The sequence below is a fragment of the Nocardia sp. NPDC049935 genome (assembly GCF_055586645.1).
In genome coordinates, this window is sequence record NZ_JBVJHV010000003.1 from 372531 (window position 1) to 396347 (window position 23817).

22 protein-coding genes are annotated in these 23817 nt (G+C 71.2%); 10 read left to right on the plus strand and 12 right to left on the minus strand.

Features of this window, described 5'->3' with window-relative positions:
• Positions 1 to 23: 23 nt before the first annotated feature.
• Positions 24 to 317 (minus strand): hypothetical protein, encoded by a 294-nt coding sequence (locus ACZ6SF_RS14620; protein WP_466062599.1) that lies wholly within the window; start codon positions 315 to 317, stop codon positions 24 to 26.
• Positions 318 to 615: 298 nt separating this feature from the next.
• Between ACZ6SF_RS14620 and ACZ6SF_RS14625 the strand changes: the two genes are divergently transcribed.
• Positions 616 to 1419, plus strand: a complete 804-nt coding sequence (locus tag ACZ6SF_RS14625; protein ID WP_466062600.1) for a hypothetical protein — start codon at positions 616 to 618, stop codon at positions 1417 to 1419.
• 30 nt (positions 1420 to 1449) lie between these two features.
• Here the strand turns inward: ACZ6SF_RS14625 and ACZ6SF_RS14630 are convergent, their stop codons facing one another.
• The 5 genes from ACZ6SF_RS14630 to ACZ6SF_RS14650 form a co-directional block, all read right to left on the minus strand.
• On the minus strand, positions 1450 to 2196 hold the full coding sequence (locus ACZ6SF_RS14630; protein WP_466062601.1) for an ESX secretion-associated protein EspG: 747 nt from the start codon (positions 2194 to 2196) through the stop codon (positions 1450 to 1452).
• A complete protein-coding gene (locus ACZ6SF_RS14635; protein WP_466062602.1) occupies positions 2193 to 3470 on the minus strand; it encodes a WXG100 family type VII secretion target in 1278 nt (425 codons plus the stop codon). Before ACZ6SF_RS14635 ends, ACZ6SF_RS14630 begins: the two co-directional genes overlap by 4 nt.
• A complete protein-coding gene (locus tag ACZ6SF_RS14640) occupies positions 3463 to 3852 on the minus strand; it encodes a hypothetical protein (protein WP_466062603.1) in 390 nt (129 codons plus the stop codon). Before ACZ6SF_RS14640 ends, ACZ6SF_RS14635 begins: the two co-directional genes overlap by 8 nt.
• A 52-nt stretch (positions 3853 to 3904) precedes the next feature.
• Entirely contained in the window at positions 3905 to 4603 is a 699-nt protein-coding gene (locus ACZ6SF_RS14645) for an alpha/beta hydrolase (RefSeq protein WP_466062604.1), read from the minus strand.
• Between the two features lie 117 nt (positions 4604 to 4720).
• Entirely contained in the window at positions 4721 to 5440 is a 720-nt protein-coding gene (locus ACZ6SF_RS14650; protein ID WP_466062605.1) for a hypothetical protein, read from the minus strand.
• A gap of 230 nt (positions 5441 to 5670) precedes the next feature.
• Between ACZ6SF_RS14650 and ACZ6SF_RS14655 the strand changes: the two genes are divergently transcribed.
• Together ACZ6SF_RS14655 and ACZ6SF_RS14660 are read left to right on the plus strand one after the other, a co-directional pair.
• The gene (locus ACZ6SF_RS14655; RefSeq protein ID WP_466062606.1) at positions 5671 to 6843 is read left to right on the plus strand and encodes an acyl-CoA dehydrogenase family protein; all 1173 of its coding nucleotides are present in this window, start codon (positions 5671 to 5673) and stop codon (positions 6841 to 6843) included.
• A gap of 10 nt (positions 6844 to 6853) precedes the next feature.
• Complete coding sequence (locus ACZ6SF_RS14660; protein WP_466062607.1) at positions 6854 to 7981, plus strand: acyl-CoA dehydrogenase family protein; 1128 nt, start codon at positions 6854 to 6856, stop codon at positions 7979 to 7981.
• A 34-nt stretch (positions 7982 to 8015) separates the two neighbouring features.
• Here the strand turns inward: ACZ6SF_RS14660 and ACZ6SF_RS14665 are convergent, their stop codons facing one another.
• Together ACZ6SF_RS14665 and ACZ6SF_RS14670 are read right to left on the minus strand one after the other, a co-directional pair.
• A complete protein-coding gene (locus ACZ6SF_RS14665) occupies positions 8016 to 8651 on the minus strand; it encodes a phosphoribosyltransferase (protein ID WP_466062993.1) in 636 nt (211 codons plus the stop codon).
• Positions 8651 to 9517 carry a carbon-nitrogen hydrolase family protein gene (locus ACZ6SF_RS14670; RefSeq protein ID WP_466062608.1) on the minus strand — a complete coding sequence of 289 codons (867 nt, stop codon included), beginning with the start codon at positions 9515 to 9517 and terminating at the stop codon, positions 8651 to 8653. The genes ACZ6SF_RS14665 and ACZ6SF_RS14670 overlap by 1 nt, the downstream gene beginning before the upstream one ends.
• Before the next feature lie 60 nt (positions 9518 to 9577).
• On the opposite strand from ACZ6SF_RS14670, the gene ACZ6SF_RS14675 reads away from it, so the two are divergent.
• Positions 9578 to 11380, plus strand: coding sequence for a DEAD/DEAH box helicase (locus ACZ6SF_RS14675; RefSeq protein WP_466062609.1), 1803 nt, complete (start codon positions 9578 to 9580; stop codon positions 11378 to 11380).
• 103 nt (positions 11381 to 11483) lie between these two features.
• Positions 11484 to 14813 carry a bifunctional RecB family nuclease/DEAD/DEAH box helicase gene (locus ACZ6SF_RS14680; protein ID WP_466062610.1) on the plus strand — a complete coding sequence of 1110 codons (3330 nt, stop codon included), beginning with the start codon at positions 11484 to 11486 and terminating at the stop codon, positions 14811 to 14813.
• 85 nt (positions 14814 to 14898) lie between these two features.
• On the opposite strand, the gene ACZ6SF_RS14685 is transcribed toward ACZ6SF_RS14680, so the two are convergent.
• Together ACZ6SF_RS14685 and ACZ6SF_RS14690 are read right to left on the minus strand one after the other, a co-directional pair.
• A complete protein-coding gene (locus tag ACZ6SF_RS14685; RefSeq protein WP_466062611.1) occupies positions 14899 to 16086 on the minus strand; it encodes an alanine racemase in 1188 nt (395 codons plus the stop codon).
• Positions 16087 to 16128: 42 nt separating this feature from the next.
• A complete protein-coding gene (locus ACZ6SF_RS14690) occupies positions 16129 to 16608 on the minus strand; it encodes a TetR family transcriptional regulator (protein ID WP_466062612.1) in 480 nt (159 codons plus the stop codon).
• A 397-nt stretch (positions 16609 to 17005) separates the two neighbouring features.
• Between ACZ6SF_RS14690 and ACZ6SF_RS14695 the strand changes: the two genes are divergently transcribed.
• The gene (locus ACZ6SF_RS14695) at positions 17006 to 17764 is read left to right on the plus strand and encodes a tyrosine-protein phosphatase (RefSeq protein WP_466062613.1); all 759 of its coding nucleotides are present in this window, start codon (positions 17006 to 17008) and stop codon (positions 17762 to 17764) included.
• A 4-nt stretch (positions 17765 to 17768) separates the two neighbouring features.
• Here the strand turns inward: ACZ6SF_RS14695 and ACZ6SF_RS14700 are convergent, their stop codons facing one another.
• Positions 17769 to 19124, minus strand: a complete 1356-nt coding sequence (locus ACZ6SF_RS14700; RefSeq protein ID WP_466062614.1) for a class I adenylate-forming enzyme family protein — start codon at positions 19122 to 19124, stop codon at positions 17769 to 17771.
• Positions 19125 to 19265: 141 nt separating this feature from the next.
• On the minus strand, positions 19266 to 20060 hold the full coding sequence (locus ACZ6SF_RS14705) for an enoyl-CoA hydratase/isomerase family protein (RefSeq protein ID WP_466062615.1): 795 nt from the start codon (positions 20058 to 20060) through the stop codon (positions 19266 to 19268).
• A gap of 38 nt (positions 20061 to 20098) precedes the next feature.
• On the opposite strand from ACZ6SF_RS14705, the gene ACZ6SF_RS14710 reads away from it, so the two are divergent.
• The 4 genes from ACZ6SF_RS14710 to ACZ6SF_RS14725 all read left to right on the plus strand — a co-directional run bounded on the left by ACZ6SF_RS14710 (position 20099) and on the right by ACZ6SF_RS14725 (position 23733).
• Positions 20099 to 21121: a glutathione S-transferase family protein gene (locus tag ACZ6SF_RS14710; protein ID WP_466062616.1), complete on the plus strand. Its 1023-nt coding sequence runs from the start codon at positions 20099 to 20101 to the stop codon at positions 21119 to 21121.
• Between the two features lie 97 nt (positions 21122 to 21218).
• The gene (locus tag ACZ6SF_RS14715; protein ID WP_466062617.1) at positions 21219 to 22022 is read left to right on the plus strand and encodes a hypothetical protein; all 804 of its coding nucleotides are present in this window, start codon (positions 21219 to 21221) and stop codon (positions 22020 to 22022) included.
• On the plus strand, positions 22019 to 22954 hold the full coding sequence (locus ACZ6SF_RS14720; protein WP_466062618.1) for an ATP-binding cassette domain-containing protein: 936 nt from the start codon (positions 22019 to 22021) through the stop codon (positions 22952 to 22954). Before ACZ6SF_RS14715 ends, ACZ6SF_RS14720 begins: the two co-directional genes overlap by 4 nt.
• Entirely contained in the window at positions 22951 to 23733 is a 783-nt protein-coding gene (locus ACZ6SF_RS14725) for an ABC transporter permease (RefSeq protein ID WP_466062619.1), read from the plus strand. Before ACZ6SF_RS14720 ends, ACZ6SF_RS14725 begins: the two co-directional genes overlap by 4 nt.
• Positions 23734 to 23817 lie beyond the last annotated feature (84 nt).

The following is a 23817-nucleotide window of genomic DNA, read 5'->3' on the forward strand; positions in this document are numbered from 1 at the left end:
GGAACATCGGAGTCAGCGCGGAATCAGCTCGCCATACCGGCTTCGGGCTCCGGCCCGGGGCCGTCGGCGCGGAGTTTGAGCAGGGTCAACCCCGCGGTACAGGCCAGGATGAGACCGATCACACTGACCACCACATGCAGTGTCCCGATCCCGTAGACCGCCGCTCCGAGCCCACCGGTGAAGACCAGCCAGCCGCACACTCTGCCCACTGTCCCGCCCATACCGTGCGTGCCGGCATCCACCGGCTCCACGATCGCCTCCCGTGTCTCGGGCGCCTCCGGCGCTCCGGGCAGGTCGGGGGTGGTCTGGTCTCCCATCATCTACTCCTCGATGGCGACGTTGAGGAAATCGCGTCGCGCCTAACCACTTCCGTGCACGGTCATCGCATCGCGATGCCTCATGCGTCACTTCAGCAACATACGCTACGACCGCAACCCGACGATTGTTACGCGACACAAGCCCGCGACACGCGGCCGATATCAATTCGATACCTGGAACGTACCCCTTTGGGGCCGGTCTACACCGGTCACCAGCGGGATCGGAAGGTCCGGGGCTGGTTCCGGCAAACTCGCTGGATTAAGGTGAGGCCACTGACTTATCACAGGAGCGTCACCGATGGACAGCAAAACGAAGGTCGCCGGGCCGCTGGCGGCTGCGGGGGCGGTTTCGCTCGGGCTGGTGTTCATCGGCGCGTGCGGTATCGGCCAGGAGGACACCTACGTCCCGCCGCCGCCGATCCACTCCGGACCACAGCCGGTGGAACAGGCCGGATTCAGCGAGACCACCTCCGGTATCGCCCAGGTGCTGATCCCTCCGTCGCCCACCTGGCGGATCGCCCCCGATCCCGGGCCCCGTCGCACGCTACCGCCCGAATACCAGATCTCGGTCACCTCCTCCACGCGCCCGGACGCCGCCGACGACCGGTCCGAAGAGGCCTCCGAGGAGCCGTCCGACGATCCGACCACCACCCGGCGGGTCACCCTCTCGGCCACACCCGGCCCCACCCCGCCGGCCGAACCGAGCTGGACCACCGCATCGGAACCCGCTCCGGAAATCGCTCCGGCGCATACCGAATCACCGCTCCCCCCGCCGCCACCGCCCGGTACGAGCCCGGGTGGCGCCGATACCGGGCAGGCACCGACCACGACCGTCGAGCCGCCGCCCGCCACCGCACCGGCCGATCCGGCGCCCGCCGGCACCCCGTCCGCCGAAGTACCGCTCCTCCCCGGCGACGGGCCGTCCCCCGGTACCGAACCGGCCCGGACCACCCTGACTCCCCCGACCGAGGCGCCGGTCGAATCGGCGCCCGCCGGGGAGCCCTACGACGCCTCCGGGAGCACCACGCCGGAACCGGATGAGACAACCACGCCCACGCCGGTGCCCATCGTCCCCACCATCGCCATCGTCCCTGTCTCCTGACTCGCTGCCGGGCAGCAGGTCTTCCGGGGCTCAGAGTTCGGCGTAGGCCACCGCTCGCTGCGCGGCGGCGACCATGGGGCGCAACGAGTTCGTGAACGCCTCCGCGCCCACCGGTGCGATATCGACATCACGACCGGTGTGAACGGTATAGCGCCCGTCGTCGGCGATATCGATCCAGCACAGCACCCCGATCGGCTTCGCCGCCGCGCCACGCCGTAGGGACACCACGATCTGGCCGATACCGGTACGCCGCTGTTTGAGGCGCCGCCGGATCAGGCTGGGGACGGTCGGCCCCGACACCGGAACGGTCACCTGGTCACGACCGTCCAGCACCACCTCCGCGCGCGGGGCGCGCAGCCGTTCCCCGGAACCGGCGGGCGCCGCGGGCAGTGCCGCGACCACCCGTCCCGGAAGCGATGCGGCCGCGGTCGTCACGATCCGCAGTTCACCGCCGCGGTCGGGCAGCGGGCCCGGCCCCTGGGCGGCCACCACCGCGATCCGGCCGGCGGACGCCCCGAGAATCCGCACGGTGGTCGCACCGGCATCGTCGTGCCCGAACACCTCGACGCTCACCTCCGGCGCGGCCAGGACCCGCAGTGCCGCCTCCAGGTCGGCGTCGAGCACGGTGTCGCACCATCGGCGCAACGCGGGCAGCTGGGCGTCACGCTCGGCGGAGTCGCGGGCCGACAACCGCACCGCGAGGGGATACGGGATCCGGTCGCCGACGGTCCGGTCCCAGGCCAGGGCGAACTGGTCGGGCCCGAGCGTCCAGGTCACTCCGCTTCGCTCCACTCACCCAGGACGGGCGGGGTGGTCGGATCGAGCGCGCCGATCAACCCGCCGGACTCCTGGCCCGGTTCGAGGAAGGTGAGATCGTCGTCGCTCCAATGGAGTTCGTCGTCCGCGGCGGGCTCCCGGCGGTCGGCGCGGGGCGGCGTCACCGAGGAGCCGGACCGTACGGTATCGGCGGCCATGGCGCCGCCCAGCATCCCGCCGATCGCACCGGCGCCCATTCCGGTGACGGCGTTACCGCTCGAATCCCGCTGCCGCTCTTCCCGGTTCCGATCGTCACCGGTCTGTGAACCGGCCGGGCGGACCGGCGCCGAGAACACGGGTACGGCCTGCGCGGCGGCGGTCGTCACGGGAGCGGGCGACGCGGCGGGTGCGAGAGCGGGCGACGGGGCGGCGGCCGGGGGCGCGGTGGCGGCGGCCGCGGTGTGGGACGGGGTCTCCGCCGGAGTCGCGGGCGCCGGTATGACCGCCGGTGCGGAACCCGTGACCACGGGTACGGATCCGGCCGGTGTCACCGCGGCCGGATCGGTGGGAGCCGGTGTTTGCGCGGTGTCGCCCGCGACGGTGGTAACGCCCGGAGCTTCCGGCGCCACGAACGAGACAGGTATCCCCCTCGGCGTGTCCGCCGCGGCGGGCGACGCCGGTCCCGGGCCCGGGACCGGCGCGGCCACCGGTTCGCCGGGATCACCGGGCAGGTCCGGGAAAACGGGCACCCCCGCGCCGGTGGGGATGAACGCGCCGCCGTAGACGCTCTCCATCACCCGTACGGCGTCGGCGCGGGCGTCGTCGAGCGCACGCTGGGACGCGATATTGCCCGTGGCCGCATGCGGGTCGAGCAGGGCGTCGGTGAGATCCGGTGCCGCGGCGGCCGGTTCGCCGATCGCCGCGCGCAGGGTCTCCGCGGCGTCACCGGCCTGGGCCAGCCGCTGCCCGACGGTGGCCAGGACATCGGCGAGCTGCCGCCCGGCGGCCTCGAAATCCCGGACCGCCGCCGCGGCCGGACCGGCGGCCGAACCACGCCAGCCGTCGGCGATGGCGCCGCTGATATCGGTATGCGCCAGAGTGACCGCGTCACCCAGGCCGCCCGCCGCGCCGCGCCACGCCTGGCCGCCGGTCTGCAGGACCGACGGATTCATCGTCGACACCCCGGAATGAATCTGTTCGTGGGTGAGGTTGTCGAAAACCTCCACCGTGGGCGCGTAATCGGGATCCACGCGGTCGTGGACACCGCGACGACCGGCCTTGGGCAGTTCACGCACCGGACACTCCTGTCGTCTCGGCGGCGGTCGTGTGCACGGCGGCCGCGACCTCGCTGTCGGCCTGCTGGTAGGCCGCGGCGGCGATCCGGAAGGTATGGGCGAGCCGGCGGGCCGTCGCGGAGTAGCGGCGCAGCGCCGCGATCGCCTCGGTGGCCTTGCCCTCGAAACCCGCGCGCAGCGCAGCGCCCGAGGCGAATCCGCCGAACCCCGGTAACGCGACCGCGGCGGACACCGCCTCGATCTGCGCGTCCACCTGGTCGGCGAGTTGTTCGTAGCGCACCGCGCAGCGTTCCGGTGTCCCTTCGGCCACCAGCACCGCGTCTATCCACAATTGCCCGTCCTCGACCGCCGAGTCGAGTGCGGTGATGGTATTCGGCTGCACCCCGTCCCCCTTCTTCCTGCCTGTCGCGCGGCGGGCCGAAACACCGTGCGCCCTATGGCCGGCGCGGGCCCGCGACGATCTCCTGCGTCCACTGCACGATATCCGCCGTGACCCGCGTACGCACGCGCTCGTGCAGCAGATCGTGTCCGGCGCCGGGGTATTCCCGCAGGTCCACCCCGTCCCGCTGTCCCGCCCAGGCGCGCACCGCCGCGACCGGGGCACGCCGGTCGTCGACACCGTGCACCGCCAGGACCGGCGGTAACGCGGGATCGGCGTCCGGTGGGCCGCCGAGCACCCGGGCGGGTGTACCGCACAGGACCAGCCCGGCGGCGAAGCCCGGATCCAGCACCGCCGCAACGGATTCGGTGCGTGACGCCCGATGTCCACCGGCGTCCGGGTCCCCGCCGGCCGCGCCGAGAGCCGCCAGCGCGGTCACGGCGCCGAGTGAATGCCCCATGAGGATCAGCGGGAGCCGGGGCGCCCGGGCCCGGACCAGTGCGGCGAAGCGGGCCGCGTCCTCCACCAGCTGTGACAGCGCGACGGCCCGCCCGGGATCCCCTTCGCTGAGCCCCTGCCCCGCCGTATCCAGCGTCCAGACCCCCAGACCCGCGGCGTTCAACTGCCGGGCGAAATCGTGATAGTGCCCGCTGTGCTGCCCGGAGCCGGGCAGCAGTACGACTCCGGCGGCGGCACCGTCCACCGGCCGGTCCCGATAGTGCAACCGGCCGTACGCACCGGCGAAGAAACCCATGCGCGGATTGTGGCAAAGCAACGCACGGCGGCGGGACCCGCCCACCGGGCCGGCCCGGCGGACGGCGGCCGACCGTCGTGACCGGTCCCGAGGCACCGCGCCCCGAGACCGGAAGACTTACGGAGCGGGAGCGGGCTGCGGCGCGGGAGCGGGCTCACCCGGCGCCACGGGCGCGGGAGCCGGTTCACCGGGAGCCGGGGCCGGAAGCGGAACCGGCTGGTCGGGGACCGGGAACATACCGACGGTCGGCGTCATCACGCAGAGGGCGCCGGGGTAGTCGATGGTTCCCCACATCGAGGCGAGCACGGTGCCCGGGCCGCTGTTCACCTTCTTCGACAGCGACGGCGTACCGAACTCGGTGCGGTCGTCGAGCATGCTGAGACCGGAGGCGCCGTTGTTGATGTTGATCCAGGCGACCACCAGGCCCGCGGCCTGCGGGATACCGGGGTGGCCGGGAGTGGCGTGGAAGGTCAGGGTGCCGGGCTCACCGACCAGGTTCGCGCTCGGGCCGTTGGCGGTACCGGCCGCGACGATGGTGGTGATCGGCCCGTTGCTCCCGCAGCCGAAGGTGGGGGCCGCGTAGACGAAGGGGGTGTACTGGCCGATATTGCTGATATGGGCGGCGGTCACGTAGTCCGCGTAGCGGTGCAGCGCGTCCACACCGGCACGGGTTTCGGGTTTGTCCGCGGTCTGCTCGGTGAGCGCGATGAGCGCGGCCTCGGTGGGGGTGCGGGCGGGTTCGGGTTCGGCCACCGCCGGCGTGGTGAAGGTGAGGGCGGCACCGACACCCAGAGCGGCTGCTGTGGCTGCGGTGCGCGCGACGATTCTGTTGTGCACTGCTCTGAACTCCCTAAATCCGATCTGGAGACGGCGCCGGAAGTTAGCCGGCAGATCACCGCCCCACGGCTGCAAACTACCAGCACGAGCGCGGCGCCGTGGGCCGCACCGGACTTTCCTCCGGGGCTGTGGGCGGGCCGCCCCCGCGACATGTGATGCACTCGACACGGCACGATTGATCGTGGGTGTAAGTTCTATGCGGGACAATCGAGACATATTTGGAGATGTGTATGAAACTAACTCTGTCTCCCGACGAGGTCGCCTTCCGCGACGAACTGCGGAAGATCTACACCACCGCGATCCCCGCCGAGATCCGTGAACGCGTGAAGTACGGTCACGAGCTGTCCCGCGAGGACATCGTGACGGCCCACCGGGCCCTCAACGAGCACGGTCTGGCCGTGCCGAACTGGCCGGTGGAATGGGGCGGCAAGGACTGGACCCCCATGCAGCGCCACCTGTGGCAGGACGAGATGCAGCTGGCCAGCGTGCCGGACCCGCTCACCTTCAACGCCACCATGGTCGGGCCGGTGATCGCCCAGTTCGGCTCCGAGGAGCTCAAGAAGCGATTCCTGCCGCCCACCGCCAACCTCGACATCTGGTGGTGCCAGGGCTTCTCCGAACCCGATGCCGGGTCCGATCTGGCCTCGCTGCGCACCACCGCCGTCCGCGACGGCGATTCCTACATCGTCAACGGCCAGAAGATCTGGACCACCCTCGCGCAGTGGGCCGACTGGATCTTCTGCCTGGTCCGCACCGATCCGAACGCCCCGAAGAAACAGGCCGGGATCTCCTTCCTGCTCTTCGATGTGAAATCCCCCGGTGTGACCATCCGCCCGATCAAGCTCATCGACGGCGGCTACGAGGTCAACGAGGTCTTCTTCGAGAACGTCCGCGTCCCCGCCGACCAGCTGGTCGGCGAAGAGAACATGGGCTGGACCTACGCCAAGTACCTGCTCGGCAACGAACGCACCGGGATCACCGGCGTCGGCCGGACCAAGGTGCGGATCGGGGTGGCCAAGGAGTACGCGGCGAACACCCGGTCCGGTAGCGGCACCCTGCTCGAGGATCCGTTGTTCGCGGCCCGGGTCGCCGAACTGGAGAACGAACTGCTGGCCCTGGAACTCACCCAGCTGCGCGTGGTGTCGAACTCCACCGAGGGGAAGCCGAACCCGGCGTCCTCGGTGCTGAAGATGCGCGGTTCGGAACTGCAGCAGGCCGCCACCGAACTGCTGCTCGATATCGCCGGACCGGACGCGCTGCCGGTCGGCACCTCCGATATCGCCTCCCCGGAGTGGGCGCAGCGCACCGGCCCCAGCTATCTCAACTACCGCAAGACAACCATCTACGGAGGTTCCAGCGAGGTGCAGCGCACCATCATCGCCTCCTCGATCCTCGGATTGTGAGGTCAAGGTTATGGATTTCGATCTCACCGACGAACAGGTCCTACTCCGCGACACCGTACGTGACCTGCTCAATCGTCAGTACAACCCGGAAAAGCGACTCGAGGTCACCGCGACCGATCTCGGCTGGAGCCGGCAGGTCTGGGGACAGCTCGCCGAATTGGGCGTACTCGGCCTGAGCTTCGACGAGAAGGACGGCGGTATGGGCGCCGGTCCGGTGGAGACCATGCTGGTCCTGGAGGAGTTCGGACGCCGGCTGGCGCCGGAGCCGCTGCTGGACTCGGTACTGCTGCCGGGTGGGCTGATCACCGCCGTGGGCACCCCCGACCAGCGGCAGCGCATCCTGACCGAGGTCGCCGCCGGGTCGAAACTGCTCGCCTTCGCGCACGGGGAACCCGGCACCCGCTGGCCGGATCACGAGATCGCCACCGCGGCCACCGCGCAGGGCGACGGGTACACGCTCACCGGCGTCAAGAACCCGGTTCCGCACGGTGACTGTGCCGACGATCTGGTGGTCAGCGCCACCCTGCCCGGCGGCGGTGTCGGCCTGTTCCTGGTCGCCGCCGATGCCGACGGCGTCACCAGGACGGCCTTCGCGACGGTCGACGGGCTGCGCGGCGCGCAGGTGGAGTTCGCGGGCGCCCCCGCCGAACTGCTGGGGTCCACCGAGGACGCCACCGCGGCCATCGAGGACGTACTCGCGCGTACCCAGGCGGGGCTGTGCGCGGAATCGGTCGGTGCGATGGAGGAATCGCTGCGCCTGACCACCGACTATCTGAAGACCCGGAAACAGTTCGGGGTCACGCTGTCGAAGTTCCAGACCCTCACCCAGCGCGCCGCGAATATGTACGTCTCGCTGGAACTGGCCCGCAGTATGAGCTACTACCTCACCGCCTCGCTGGTCGACGCCACCGCCGATCCGGTGATCGCGTCGCGGGCCCGGCTGCAGGTCGGCCGGTCGGCGCGTCATATCGGGCAGGAGTCCATCCAGATGCACGGCGGTATCGGGGTGACCTCGGAATACCCGGTCGGCCACTATGTGGCCCGGCTCACCGCCATCGAGCGCACGCTCGGCAGCGGCCTGGAGCATCTGCGGGTGCTCACGAATCAGGTCGGGCAGTACGCGCAGCCCGAGCTGTAACCCGACCCCCGGCAGGCTCCGGCCCGGACGCCGCTCAGCGGATGTCCGGCCGGAGCAGCTCGGTGACCTCGGTGTCGGCGAGCTGGTGGAAATCCCGGTAGGCCCCGCCCACCCCGGCCAGTGCCATCGGGGCCTGTGGGCAGATCACCTCGTCGGCCTCGCCGCGGATCCGCGGCAGCGCCTCGGGGGCCGAGACCGGGACCGCCACCACCAGCCGGCGGGGATGCTGCGCCCGCGCCACCCGGCAGGCCACCACCACACTCGCGCCGGTGGCGATACCGTCGTCGACGATCACCACCGTGCGGTCACGCAGCGGGATCGGCGGGATATCGCCGCGCCACAACACCGTGCGGCGTTCGAGTTCCACGCGTTCCTCGGCCTCGATGGCGTCCAGTCGCGCCGCGTCGAGCCCGGTCTGGCGCAGCACATCGGCGTTGACCACCCGCACGCCCTGCTCCCCGATCGCCCCGGCCGCCAGTTCCGGCTGCCAGGGCACCCCGAGCTTGCGGACCAGCAGGATATCCAGATCGCCCCCGACGACCTCGCGGACCGCCGCCGCCACCGGCACCCCGCCGCGCGGGAGTCCGAGCACCAGCGGCCGATCCGCGCGCAGGTGCGTCAGTTCGCTGCCCAGCGCGCGTCCGGCGGACAGGCGGTCGGCGTACAGCATCACCCTCCGACGCTACTCGCCTCCGGTGTGCCGATGGCGAATCTGCGCAGTTCCAGGCTGGGGTTCGCCCGGCGGACCCGCGCCAGCACCTCCGGCTCCAGGCGGGCCAGCGCGACACCCGGTTCGTCGCCGAGTTCGTCGAGCACCCGCCCGGCCGGGTCGATGATCATGGACGCGCCCGCGCCGCGCGGACCGCACTGATCGGCCGCGGCCAGGAAAACGGTGTTCTCGATGGCCCGGGCCCGCAGCAGCGTGGTCCACTGATCGACCTTGCCCGGGCCCGGGATCCACTGCGCGGGCAGCAGCAGCACCTGCGCACCGGCCACGGCCAGCCGCCGGAACCCTTCCGGGAATCGCAGGTCGAAGCAGGTCTGGAGTCCGAACGTGAACCCCTGCGCGGTGAACAGGGCCGGATCGGCCAGCGGTCCGGGCCGGACCACCTCCGATTCCCGCTGCCCGAACGCGTCGTAGAGATGCACTTTGCGGTACCGGGTGAGCAGGGCACCGTCGGGTCCCAGCGCGACCAGGGTGTTGTGGATCCGGCCGTCGCCGGGTTCGGTGGTCTCCACCACCCCGGCGACCAGGTACACCCCGGTTTCGGCGGCCAGCCCGGCCAGCGCGGTGACGAACGGCCCGTCCAGCGGCTGGGCCGCGGCGCGTACCCGGTCGTCGAGCCGGCCGAGGGCGAACATGGAGTACTCCGGGGCCACCACGACACGCGCACCGCGGTCGGCGGCGGACCGCACCCGCTCGGTGAGCGCGGTGAGATTGGCGTCGATATCGGTATGCGGGCCGAACTGCACCACCGCGACGGAAAGCGGGTCCGCGGGGTGGCCTGCGGCGGGATCGGCGGGGTCGGCGTCCATGCTGACACCGTATGGCCCGGTGGGCCGGACAACCAGGCCGTACCAGTAAACTCCTGGTCAATGAGCACCAATCAGGGCGAAGACGGCCTCGGCGAGGACGTGAGCGACACCGAACCCGAAACTGCCGGACCGTCCTTCGCCGACCTCGGAATCGATGACCGGATTCTTTCGGCCATCGCCGATGTCGGCTACGAATCCCCCTCTCCCATCCAGGCCGCGACCATTCCCCCACTGCTCGAGGGCGCGGACGTGGTGGGCCTGGCGCAGACGGGTACCGGTAAGACCGCGGCCTTCGCCATCCCGATCCTGATGGGGTTGCTCGCCGACCGGCCCACCGGTAAACAGCCGGCCGCCCTGGTGCTGGCGCCCACCCGTGAACTCGCGATCCAGGTGGCGGAGGCCTTCGGGCGCTACGCCACGCATATGCCGAACACCCACGTGCTGCCGATCTACGGCGGCCAGAGTTACGGCGTGCAGCTGTCCGGTCTACGCCGCGGCGCGCAGGTGGTCGTGGGCACCCCCGGCCGGGTGATCGACCATCTGGAGAAGGGCACGCTGGATCTGTCCCAGCTGCGCTACCTGGTGCTCGACGAGGCCGACGAGATGCTGAAGATGGGGTTCCAGGAGGATGTCGAGCGCATCCTCGCCGACACCCCGTCGCAGAAGCAGGTCGCCCTGTTCTCGGCCACCATGCCCGCCGCGATCCGCAAGATCTCCAAGCAGTACCTGCACGAACCGGTCGAGATCACGGTCAAGGCCAAGACCAGCACGAACACCAATATCACCCAGCGCTGGGTACTGGTATCGCATCAGCGCAAACTCGACGCCCTCACCCGGATCCTCGAGGTGGAGGCCTTCGAGGCCATGATCATCTTCGTGCGCACCAAACAGGCCACCGAGGAGCTGGCCGAGAAGCTGCGCGCCCGCGGATTCTCCGCCGCCGCCATCAACGGCGATATCGCCCAGGCCCAGCGTGAGCGCACCATCGGCCAGTTGAAGGCCGGCACGCTCGATATCCTGGTCGCCACCGATGTGGCGGCCCGCGGCCTGGACGTGGACCGGATCTCGCATGTGGTCAACTACGACATCCCGCACGACACCGAGTCCTATGTGCACCGCATCGGCCGCACCGGCCGCGCGGGGCGCAGCGGTGAGGCGCTGCTGTTCGTGGCGCCCCGCGAACGCCATCTGCTGAAATCCATCGAGCGCGCCACCCGGCATCCGCTGACCGAGATGCAGCTGCCCAGCGTGGACGATGTGAACGCGCAGCGGGTCGCGAAGTTCGGCGACGCCATCACCGAGAACCTCAGCTCCGATAATCTGTCGCTGTTCCGCAAGCTGATCGAAGACTACGAACAGGAACACAACACCCCGCTGGCCGATATCGCCGCCGCGCTGGCGGTGGCCGCGCACGACGGCGAGAGCTTCTTCCTCGAACCCGAACCGGAACCGGTGGAGCGGCCGCGCCGCGAACGCGCGCCGCGGCGGTTCGACGAGGGCGGTTTCGAGGAGCGGCGCGGCCCCTCGCGGCATCGCGCGACCGGCGCCGAACTGGCGACCTATCGCATCGCGGTGGGCAAACGACACCGGGTGGTACCGGGCGCGATCGTCGGCGCCATCGCCAACGAAGGCGGGCTGCGGCGCAGCGATTTCGGGCATATCAGCATCCGGCCCGATCACAGCCTGGTCGAATTGCCCGCCCATCTCCCGCCGGAAACCCTGGACGCCCTGCGGAGCACCCGGATCAGCGGGGTGCTGATCCAGTTGCAGCTCGACCAGGGCCCGCCCGGACATCGCGGGATCGGCCGCGGCCCGCGCCGCGACGGCCCCAAGCGCCAGGAACGCCGGAAACCGCGGTCCTGAACCACGGTCCGTTCCCCCTGGTCGGACCCGGTGGCTACAGTGGGCCCGTCCGGTGCGCGCGGGGCGCGGACCGGGAGTGTCACTGGGCGCAGGAGGGCCGTGGGTGTTCGTTGTCGGTGATCGGGTGGTGTACGACGCCACGGATCTGGTGCGCGGCGCGCGCTGTGAGTTCGCGCTGCTCCGCGCGCTCGACACCGAACTCGGCACGGTGGCCGGCGGTCCGGCCGGCGGCGAATCCGGCGACCGGATCGCCGATATCGATTCCGGGCACGGGGAATTCGGCCGGTTGCGGGCCTCGGTCCTGCGGCAGCACGGTGACGCGGTGTCCCGGCCCGCGCACTACGGCGAACCCGTCTCCCTCCCGGAACTATCCCTCGCGCACGACGAATCGATCGCGGCCTGCCGCGACGGCGCACCGGCCGTTCTCGGCGCCACCGTCTTCGACGGTGAACTCCGCGCTCGCGCGGAACTGCTGACCCGCACCCCGCATGGTGTCGCGCTGTACGGGGTGACACCCGGCCGGGGTCGGCCGGTGGCCACCGCCCTGCGCCTCACCGCCGCCGCGCGGATCCTGGCGGCGCACTCGGTGCCGGTGGACCCCGTGCTGACGGTCTGTTCCGGCGACGCGGCCCATACCTTCGACCTGGAGGTGACGCTGCCGGTGTACCGGGCCCGGCGGCGCCGAACCGCGCGGATCCTGGACGAACATTCCGGCGAGTTGCTGCCGGTGCAGTGGGGTGACCCGCGCTTCCGGGCCTGCGGGCAGTGCCGCACCTGCGTCGCCGCCTACACCGAGGCGCGTGATCTGCTGCTGGTCGCCGGGATGGACCCGGCGACCAGGACCGGGCTGCGCGCGGCCGGAATCAGCAGTATCGACCGGCTCACCACCCGGACCGCGGCACCGCCCGAGGTATCCGCACGGACGCTGGCCCGGTTGCGGGCCCAGGCCGTGGTGCAGCTGCGCCAGGAACGCACCGGCCGCGGCGAATGGGTCACCGCCGACACCCGCGTACTCGCTCTGCTGCCGCCCGCGACGCCGGGCGATCTGGCCCTGGATATCCGCCGGGTGCGGCCGGACCGGGTGCGTATCGAGGTCGCCACCCGCTATTCGGCGCCGGTGGTCCGGGAGATCCCACTGCGCGCCGCCACGGCCGGGCACGAGCCGGGCCCGGACGACGCCGGTCGCCGCGCCTTCACCGATCTGCTCGCGACACTCACCGAACCCCTGCTGGCCGACCCCGGATTGCATATCTTCCACTACACCGCCGAAACCAGGACGATCCTGCTGTGGGCCGCGGGCCGGCTCGGGTTCGGCGAGGAGACCGTGGACGCGCTGTTGCGCACCGGAACCCTGGTGGATCTCTCTCCGATCGTGCGGGGGGCGTTCGTGATCGGCACCCGGTCCTATGACCTGTCCGCGATCACGCCCGCGCTCGGCGGATCCCCGGACGAATCCGGTGCCGCGGCGGTGCTCTGGCTGGCCGACCGCCTGCGCAAGGAGCGGCCCGAACCGTCCGGGTCCGCGCGCCCGGATCCGCTCGGGCGGGTACTGCGGGATACACCGACGGCGCAACCCACGTCCACCGAGGCCGCGCTCGCGGAATTCGCGGCCCGGTCCACCGATGCGGCGCCGGATACCGGCGGCCCGCCCGGCCCGCATCGGGTCGCCGGGCTGACGGCGGCGCTGCTCGGATACCACCGGCGGGAACAGCAGGCGCCGTGGTGGGCCCATATCGACCGCCTCACCCATCCGCTCCCGGACCGGCCCGCCGAACCCGGGGTCATGGTGGCCGATACCGCCGCGGTGGATACGAAATGGCATATCGGCCCGGACGAGCGGGCGCGGCGTTTCCTCCGGCTCACCGGACGGCTCGCCGGTGGCGGGCTCGCCCCGGGAACCGCCGTGCAGGTCCTCTACGAACCCGGCGGCCGGGCCCGGGCGGCAGTGCGGACGGTCGGTACCGCCACCGTGCTCGGTTGTTCGGTGGCGCCCGATTTCACCGATACCGTGCGCCTCGAGGAGACCCTGGCGCCGGGTGCGGCGCCCCACGACGAACTCCCGGTGGCACTGACCCCGGCGCTGCCGGCTCCGGCGACGGCCGCCGCGGACGCGGTGGAGGAGATCGGCCGGGAACTACTCATGACCCTGCCGGCCGTACCGGAGACCGCGCTGTTCGACCTCCTCGCCCGCCGGGCGCCCCGATTGCGTTTCCGCACCGGCGATCCCGTCCGGCCCGCCCTGCCGGCGGCCGGTGCGAACCCGGTGCCCGCGATCCACGCCGCCCTGCGCGATCTGGATCGTTCCTGTCTCGCGGTCCAGGCTCCGACGGGTACCGGCCGGACGGCCGTCCTGGCCGAGGTCCTCACCGCCCTGGTCACCCGGGACAACTGGCGGATCGGCGTCGTCGCGCCCACCGCGGCGCCGGTGGAGAGCCTGCTCGACGCGGTGGTGCGCGCGGGCGTGCTGCCCGAACTGGTCGCGAAGAGCGAAGCGGCGGCCGTGGCCCCGGAATGGCTGGTGCTGGACGCGGCCCGCCACCCGCGGTTCCTGTCGAACGCCATCCGGGGCTGTGTACTGGGCGGCACCTTCGACGATTTCGCCGATCCCACCCGGGTTCCGCGCGATTCGCTCGACCTGCTGGTGATCGCCGACGCGAACAGTTGCGCCCTCGCGGTGGTGGCCGATGTCTCCGGAACCGCCCGCAACCTGCTACTGACCGGCGACCCGTGCGACCGCCGGCGGCCGGCGCCGGGCCCGCATCCGGAACCCGTGGACGTCGCGGCCCTCACCTGGTTCGCCGGGGGGCACGAAACCCTCCCGCCCACACACGGCTACTTCCTCGGCCGGACCCGTCGCCTGCATCCCCGGCTGGCCGAACCGCTGTCGCGCCTGTGGTTCGACGACCGGTTGCGGGCCGATCCGGTGCCCGCCCGGCCGGGCGACACCCTCGAACCGGGTATCGCCGTGGTGCCGGTGCACCACCACGGCAACAGCACCGCCTCCGATGCCGAGGCCCGGGAGGTGCTGCAGCAGATCCGCGAGCTGCTGGGCTTCCGCTGGGACGACGGGACGGGTCCACGCCCGCTGCAGGCGCACGATATCGTCGTCGTCTCTCCGCACCGGGAGCAGGTCGGCCGGATCCGGACCCTGTTGGCGCGGGCCAGGTTCGAAGAAGTCCTGGTGGGCACCCCGGAGCTGTTCCGGGGCCGGGAGGCGGCGGTGGTTCTGCTCTCCCCGGCCACATCGAGCCCCGAGGATTCGCCCGTTCCGGTCGGCGAACTGCTCTCCGGCGCACTCGTCCACGACACCCTGGGCCGGGCGCGGCGCCGGATGGTAATCGTCGGGTCGCCCCTGCTGACCGATTTCCTGCCCGAATCGACGAGTGAATTGACGGCGCTTTCTCGCATTCTCCGGTTATGCGAAGGCGCGTAATTCCCGGATATCCGATCGAAACCCGGGTTCGACCGAATTCGCGTTTTCGTAAATAATATTCACGAATTATCGCGGCACCGGACATTCACCCGAAACATTGCCCTTCGCCGCGATAGGTGGGCACCGGCGCCCGGGAGCCGTCCGCCTCGACGAGATACAGCCGGTCGAAGCGCTCGCACAGCTCACCGGCCTTGGCATGCCGGAACCAGACCCTGTCACCCACGGCGAGATCGCCGGCGCCCGACAGGGGGGTCTGCACTTCGCCCGCCCCCTCGGTGCCCAGCAGCCGCAACCCGTTGGGCCACACCGGTTTCGGAACCCGGCTCGCCCCGGCGGGTCCGGAGGCGATATATCCGCCGGCGAAAACCGTGGCGATTTCCGGGGTGGGCCGGCGGAGCACCGGAAGCGCGAAATAGAGTGCGGGCCGGGGCCGGAACGACCGATAGTCGTCGAAAAGCGTTGGCACATAGAGGCCCGAGCCCGCGGTGATCTCGGTAACGCCCGCGGCGCTCGCGCTGAGTTCGATCGACCCGGTCCCGCCGCTGTTGACGATTTCGAGCGCTCCGGCCACCGCGGTCACCGCGTCCAGGACCGCCGCCCGGCGCCGCCCGATCTCGCGGGCCGAGGCCGACTTGACCAGCCGGACCGGCAGCGAGGTGTCCGGCAGCCCCGCGATCTGGGCTTCGTAGGTCATCAGCCCGACGACTCGGAACCCACCGGCCAGTGCGGCCGCGGCCAGTTCCGCGGCCTGGTCCGGGGTGCGGACGGGAGAGCGGCGCACACCGAGGTGCAGCGGCCCGATCCGCAGCGAGGCGTCGACATCCAGGCAGACCCGCGGACTCACCGCGGCGCTGCCCACCGCGGCCCGCGCCAGGGCCAGCTGAGCACTGTCGTCGACCATCAGGGTGATCGCTTCCAGCAGGCCGGGATCGGCGGCGAGTTCGGCGAGCGCCGCCCGATCGGCGGTCGGATATCCGAGGAGTACATCGCCCGCGCCCCGGCGTGCCAGCCAGATCGCCTCCGCCAGCGAATAGGCCATGATCCCGGCGAAACCGCCTGCGGCCGTGAGGTTCTCGCCGAGGACCTCCGCGAGCACGGCGCGACAGCGCACCGATTTGCTGGCCACCCGGATCGGGCGGCCGCCGGCCCGGCGCACCAGGTCGGCGGCATTGGCCCGCAGGGTGGTCATATCGACCGCGGCCAGCGGCGGATCGAGATCGGCGGTGGCGGCGTGCAGCGGGGCAATCGGCGAGGTCGCGCTCACCCCGCCCACTCAACCACCGGACTGGTCATACGTCCAGCTCGACGCGCGGGCTCAGCTGTCGATCGCGCGCGTGACCAGGTTGGAGACCAGATCGTCGAAGGCCACCAGGATCGCCTCGTCATCGCAATCGGCCAGCCAGCGCAGCACCGACCCCTGCACCACGGTGATCACATAGCCGGCCACCGAGTCGACCGGTTCGATCCAGCGGGTGCCCGAGCGGGCGGCGCACAGCTCCAGCCATTCGACGACATCGCGCTGCTGGGCACGCTGCCGTTGCGAGATCACCGGATCGGGCACGTAGTCGTCACGGGAGTCCCAGTGCTGACACAGCGTCTGCACCGTTTTCTCGTAGGCGTGGATCTGCTGGACGGGCCGCGCCTTCACCAGCGGCCAGTACGCGCTCACCCCGGCATGCAGCAGTACCCGCAACGCCCGCAACCCGGTGCAATCCGAGACCGCGTCCGCGTGGTCGACCGCTTCACGCACGGCCGATCGCAACCGGACCTCCGCTATTTCTCCACGTACGCCCAACGCAAGCTCCCTCGGCAAACAACTCGCACACAGCGGGACCGAATTATCGGCACCGGAGTGGCCGGCCGGATCGGTGGGTCAGAGTCGGGAAGTAGCGACCCATCCAATCCGTCCTCTCAATATTAGAAAGATTTTCGGGGTTTGAGAACAGCTACAGCGGGAAATACATACCTGAAGCCTGTTTTGTAACCCTCCCGGGACCGGACGCGCCGTCCCCGGACACCACCGTGCTCGCGCCCGACCGCTCCGGGTGTATCACCGCGGTCGAGGCATCGGCACCGAACTGCTGCCGCGTGGGCAGAGACCATCGGTCAGTCTACGATGCGATCGCCGCTGTTTTCGGCCGCTGTGCCGCATCCCACAGCAGTGCCCGCGCGACGCCGGTTAGCCTGATGCGGTGACAAGCTCTCCCCTCGCCGATCATCTGCGTATCAGCGGCACCTTCAACTTCCGGGATCTCGGCGGACTGCGTATCAGCGGCGGCGGGACCGTGCGGCCCGGAGTCCTGCTCCGGTCGGCCCAGCTCAGCAGGCTCGACGACAGCGGCCATGCCACCCTCGACGAACTCGGCGTCGGCGCCGTGCACGATCTGCGCGGACACCGGGAGATCGAACGCGTCGGCGCGGACCGGCTCCCGGCGCATATCGCGCTCCGCGTCACCCCGTTCGACGACGGGACGGTCACCGCCCCGCCACACGAAGCGGGCGCGGGCCGTACGGACGCGCCGGGCGCCGCCCTGGCGTACATGATGGATGTGTACCGGAACTTCCCGGCCCGGCCCGAGGCGCATGCCGCGATCATGGCGCTGGCCGAGGCCATCGTGGCCGACCGCGGAGCGGTGCTCGTGCACTGCGCCGCGGGTAAGGACCGCACCGGCTGGACCGTCGCCACCCTGCTGCGCGCGGTCGGTGTCGACGAGACCGAGATCCTCACCGACTATCTGCTCAGCAACGACGCGGTCGCCCAGCTGCGCTCCACACTCAAGGACGAATTCGGCGACGAACTGCCCCCGGCCGTACTCGAGGTACGCGAGGAGTACCTGCGCGCGGGCGTGGAATCCAGTACCGCGCTGCACGGCGATTTCGACACCTACCTGACCGCGATCGGTTTCACCCCGCGGCTGCGCGGACAGCTGCGGGAGCGGCTGGTGGCCTGACCGGTCAGGCGCTGCGCCGCACCAGCCCGTCGGCACCGATACTGACCTGGTCACCGGTATGGAACCAGGTTCCGGTGAACCGGTCGGCGGTGCGCTGCGGATCGTTCCAGTACCGCCGGGTGACATTCGGCCCGCGGCACAGCAGCTCGCCGTGCCCGGCGGTCGCCTCCGGCCCGCACAGCGCCAGCTCGGTACCGCCGAACGGGAACCCCAGGACCGAATCGTCGGCCGCCTCGGCCGCGCCCGCCGTCGGCCCGACCGCGAGACCGATACCGCTGGTCTCGGTGGCGCCCCAGACCGACCACTGCCGGGCCGAGGGGAATACCGCACCCAGGTCGCGGGCGAAGGTGGGCCCCGGCGCGCCCTCGTCGGAGGCGGCCCGGCGCTGATCGGCGGTACTGATCCGGATCACCCGGTCGGTCCGCAGTCCCGCGACCCGGCCCGCGGCCAGATCCGGGAGCAGACCGCGCAGGATGCCCGCGTTCGCGGCGAGTGTGTCGACGCGTTCGGTCGCGATGGCCTCCGCGACCGCGGCCCGGCCCCGGGCCAGTACGACCGTGCCCCCGACCGCGAACGTCGGCAGCAGCTGATCGACGCATCCGCCGGCCGATGCCAGCGGATGCAGGAGCAGATTGCGCAGCCCTTCGGTGGGCAGATCCAGCGCCGCGACCATGGAGCGGATCGCCGAGAGCAGGTTCTCGTTGGTGAGTTCCACACCGGTCGGGGTTTCCGAGGCGATGGATCCGCTGGTGTAGCAGAGCAGGGCGAGATCGTTGAGGGCCGCGCCGTCGTCGATGAACGCCGCGCCGTCGGGCAGATCGGCGACCCGGTGGCGGTCACCGCGGGTCGCGCCGCACCCCCGCTCCGCCGAGCCCAGGACGAAATCGGCATCGCTGTCCATGATGACCCGGTCCGCGAGCGCGACCGGCAGCCCGTGATGCACCAGTACCGGCACCGCGCCGCTGAGCAGCGCCCCGAGGAACGCCTGCACCCACCGGACTCCGGGCGGCATATGCACGGCCACCCGGTCGCCGTAGCCGATCCCGTGCTCCTGCAACCCGCCGGCCACCCGCGAGGCCGAATGCCACAGCTCCCGGTAGGTCAGCCGGCCGCCGCCGATCTCCACCACCGCCTCCCTCTGGGAGAACGCGTGGACCTGCAGGTCGAGCAGTTCGGTGAGGGCGGGGCTGAGGTTGCCGTAGCGCAGCACGCCGTCCGCGCCCCGCGACAGCGGTGCGGCCGAGCCCGGGTCGGTGACGTGGAACTCCACCACCGGCGCCGCCTCCCCGGTCCGGCTCACGGCGCCCCGGATGTGCGGACCGGCAGCGGGCCCGATGATCGTGGTCGTACCGGTGTGCATCGGACCTCCGCCCGAGTCGAACAGTCTGTCTTCCGTGACTATATGACGCAGATCACAGAAATGGGTGCAGACCGGTCGAATCGGCCGGATCGGCCGCCGCGACCGCGGCCGGAGCGCACCGGCACGCGGCGGCGGCCGGGCTCACCGGCCCTCGAATACCGCCTTACCGGGGCCGTCCTCCAGGAAGCTGCGCACCGCCCGGGGCAGATCCTCGGTGCCGAACAACTCGCCCGACACCCGCGGGGTCACGGCGTCGGCGTGGGCCACCCCGCCCGACCGCCAGGCCTCGACGATCCGCTTCGTGGCGGCGTGCGCGCGGGTGGGGCCGTCGGCCAGCCGATGCGTGAGCGCGACGGCGGCGGTATCCACATCGTCGTGGACCTGGTTCACCACACCCCAGTCACGCATGGTGGCGGCGTCGTAGAGATCGCCGGTCATCACCAGTTCCCGCGCCCGGCCCGACCCGGCCCGTTCGGCCAGCCGCTGCGGACCGCCCATCGAGGGCGTCAGCCCGACCACGATCTCCACCAGCCCGAACTTCGCCTTCGGCGCGGCCAGGATCACATCACAGGCCAGGGCGATCTCGAACGCCGCCGTCAGGGTCAGCCCGTGCGCCGCGAACACCACCGGGCACGGCAGCGCCTCGATCGGATGCGCGATCCGTGTGAACAGGTCCTGCCACAGGCTCGCGCCCTGTTCCTCGGTGAGCCCCTGGAACGTATGCACGTCCACCCCGCCCGAGACGACCTTGCCCTCGGCCCGCAGCAGCACCGCGCGCGGCGGACGCGCCGACAATTCGGCGACATCCGCGACCAGGGCGTCGAACATCGCCTGGTCGAACAGGTTCAGCGGCGGCGCGGCGAGCGTCAGCGTGGCGACTTCGGCGCCGCCGGCGGTCGTCGTCCGCTCCAGCCGGGTGGGTTTGGTATCGCTCATGCGGCCAGCTTATGGCCCGGTGCTGCGAGACTGGTGCCATGACCGACTCGCGAACGGAACAGGGCACCTACGTCGAACCGGGTGAATTCACACGCGACACCAACTACATCACCACCCGCATCACCGCGGACGGTCGCGACGGCTACCCCGTGGAACCCGGCCGCTACCGGCTCGTCGCCGCCCGGGCCTGCCCGTGGGCGAACCGGACCCTGATCGTGCGGCGCCTGCTGGGCCTCGAGCCGGTGCTCTCCCTGGGCCTGTGCGGACCCACCCACGACAAGCTCAGCTGGACCTTCGACCTCGACCCCGGCGGCGTGGACCCGGTGCTGGGCATCCCCCGGCTGCGTGACGCCTACCTCGCCCGCTTCCCGGACTATCCGCGCGGCATCACGGTGCCGGCGGTGGTCGACGTGCCCACCGGCCAGGTCGTCACCAACGACTACGCGCGGATCACCCTGGATTTCTCGCTGGAGTGGACCGAGTACCACCGCGAGGGCGCCCCGCAGCTCTATCCCGAACCGCTGCGCGCCGAGATCGACGAGGTGAACGCCCGGGTCTTCCGGGAGGTGAACAACGGCGTGTACCGCTGCGGTTTCGCCGGCGCCCAGGATGCCTACGACGCCGCCTACGACCGTCTGTTCACCGCCCTCGACTGGCTCGAGGACCGGCTGGCCGGCCGGCGCTACCTGGTGGGCGACACCATCACCGAAGCCGATGTCCGCCTGTTCACCACCCTGGTCCGGTTCGATCCGGTCTACCACGGCCATTTCAAATGCAACCGGAGCAAACTCGCCGAGATGCCGGTGCTGTGGGCCTACGCCCGCGATCTCTTCCAGACCCCCGGTTTCGGCGACACCGTCGACTTCACCCAGATCAAGGACCACTACTACAAGGTCCACACGGATATCAACCCGACCGGGATCGTCCCGAAGGGCCCCGATCTCGCCGGCTGGCTCACACCCCACGGCCGCGAATCCCTGCCCGCGCGCCCCTTCGGCGACGGCACACCCCCGCCCGCTCCCCTTCCCGCGGAGCGGGTCCCGCAGGAGCACGGGGCATGAATCGGAACCGATCGACCGGGTAGTCCGTTATCACTGGAAGGAACGTACGGCCCCCGTGCCCTACAGTGCTCGGAGAGGCCATAAGGAGGATGACGCCGTGCGCAACGGGGCATTGGAAAAGGCCGTGATCGAGGCGCTCGACCACGGTTCCCGGTTACAAGCACCCGCTGTCGCCAAGTATGTCGCGCGGTTGCGGCGTGCCCATCCCGAGGAGACGCCCGCGCAGATCGTGGCGCGCCTGGAGCGCCAGTATCTGCTGGCCGTCACCGGCAGCGGTAGCGCCGTGGGCGCCTCGGCGGCGGTTCCCGGTGTGGGCACCCTCGCCGCCTTGGCCGCGGTGAGCGCCGAGACCACGTTCTTCATGGAGGCGTCGGCCCTGTTCACGCTGGCGGTCGCGTCCGTGCACGGGGTGCGGCCCGACGATGTCGAACAGCGGCGGGCCCTGGTGCTGGCGGTGGTGCTCGGTGACAGCGGTATGGAGATCGTGCAGAAGAGCGTCGGCACCTCGGCCAAGAACTGGGGGACGGTTTTCGCGAACAAGATCCCGGGGCTGGCCGGGATGAACGATTCGCTGGTGAAACGTTTCATCGTCCGGTTCCTCACCAAACGGGCCGCGCTGATGGCGGGCAAGGTGGTGCCGGCCGGGATCGGGGCAGTGATCGGCGGTGTCGGTAACCGGGCGCTCGGCAAGGCCACGATCAACAACGCCCGCAAGGCTTTCGGCCCGTCACCGGCGTACTTCGCCGACGGGATGGTCGTGGACGCGCAACTCGCGCCGCCGCCGGAGCAGCCCGCGCTGCCGCCGGCCGATTCCGTTGCGCCGCATCGTGATCCGTCCGAACGGTTCGAGGGCGCACCGCTGTCGAAAGAGCACCGGCAGCCTCCGGCCGGTTCCCGGTGACGCCGCCCGCCGGCCCCGCGATCTCGGTCCGGGGGCTGACGAAGCGATTCCCGGATTTCGCCGTCGGAGCACAGGACATCTCCTTCGATATCGGCTACGGCACCTGCGCCGCGCTGGTGGGCCCGCCCGGAGCGGGCAAGTCGACGGTGGCCCGGATCCTGCTGGGGCTGCTGCCGCCGACGGCGGGCTCGGCGACGCTGCCGGGCGGTCGCGGCAGTTCCGCCGTGGGCGCGGTACTCACGCCCCGGGGACTGCATCCCCGCCGGACCGTCCGCGACCATCTGCGGGTGTACGCCGCCGCGGGCGGTTACCCGGACAGCCGGGTGGCGGCGGTACTGGCCGCCACGGGTCTCACCGAGCGCGCCGGCGTCGTCCCCGACGATCTGACCTCCGGCGAGGAGTCCCGGGCGGCGCTGGCGACCGCCCTGCTCGGCGATCCGCGCGTTCTGGTCCTCGACGATCCCGCCGCCGGTATGCATCCGGGCGAACTGTCGTGGTTGCAGGGCTTCCTGCGCACTCATACGAAACGCGGCGGGACCGTACTGTTCACCGCCCAGAGCCTGGTCACGGCACTGCCGATAGCCGATCATCTGGTGGTGCTCAGCGGCGGCTCGGTGGTGTTCGAGGGCAGTCCGGCCCGGTTGCGCCGGCGGAATCCGGATCGGCTGGTGGTGGCCTCGTCGTCGGCGATCGCCGTCGCGACCGCGCTCGCGGCGCGCGGTTTCACCGACGCGGTGATCCGCCCGGACGATCAACTGGCCGTGGCGGAGGCGACCGAGGACGATATCGTGAGCGCCGCCCGCGCCGCGCGGGTGCGGCTGGACAATATCGCCGCCGACCGGATCCATCCGGACCGGGTGCTGGCGTCGCTGACCCATACGTCGTCCACCGTCCACTCGCCTGCCTCTCTGCCGTACGGGGTGTCCCGATGATCGATGTGGTGCCCGCGGAACTGATTCCGCCCGTGCTCTCCGAGTACCGCAAGGCGGCGAGCCTGCGCTATCCGCGGGTACTGGCCGGGCTGGTGGTGGCGGTCGCGATCGTGGCGGTGTCGGTCACCGCGCTGCTGGCGGGCCCCCGTGACCCGCAGGCCGATCCGGCGACGGGCGCCGCGACCATCGGGTTGTATCTGGCGCTGGGCGCGGTGGTCCTGGCGGCCGCGGTATTCGGCGCCGCCGGCGCGGCGGGCGAACACGAGCACGACGCACTGGCGATCGGCGCCCTGTTCACCCCCGACCGGGACCGGCTGATCGGCGCGAAGTTCCTGGTCACCGCGGTGGCCGCCGCGGCGGCCGCGCTCGCGGTGGAAATCGTCGCGGTGGGCTGCCTGCTGCTGTTCGGACGCGGCAAATTCGAGTTCACCGGCACCCTGTTCGCGGTGCTCGGCGGTGGTCTGGTGGCCGCGGTGTGCTGGGCCGTGATCGGCACCGGCGCCGGACTGCTGCTGCGGACGCCGGCCCTCACGATCGGCACGGTGGTGGGCTGGCTGCTGCTGGCCGAACCGCTGCTGTGGGTGGTGACCGCCGGTATCGGTATTCCCGGTGTGGTGACGCTGCTGCCCGGTTCGGCGACGCTGAGCGTCCTGCTGGCCGGGTCGTTCCCCGACAGCGATCTGCTGGCGCCCGCCGCCGCGGCGATCGTGGTGCTGCTGCTGTGGGCGGTGGGGATCGGCGCCGCCGCCTGGTGGAAGCTGCGGGAGGCCGAACTCTAGCGTCCGCCGTACCCCGCGAGCGCCGTCCCGGCCCGTCCCGGGAACAAGACCCTGTCGGCAGGCGTCGTTATGGTCGATGGCAGA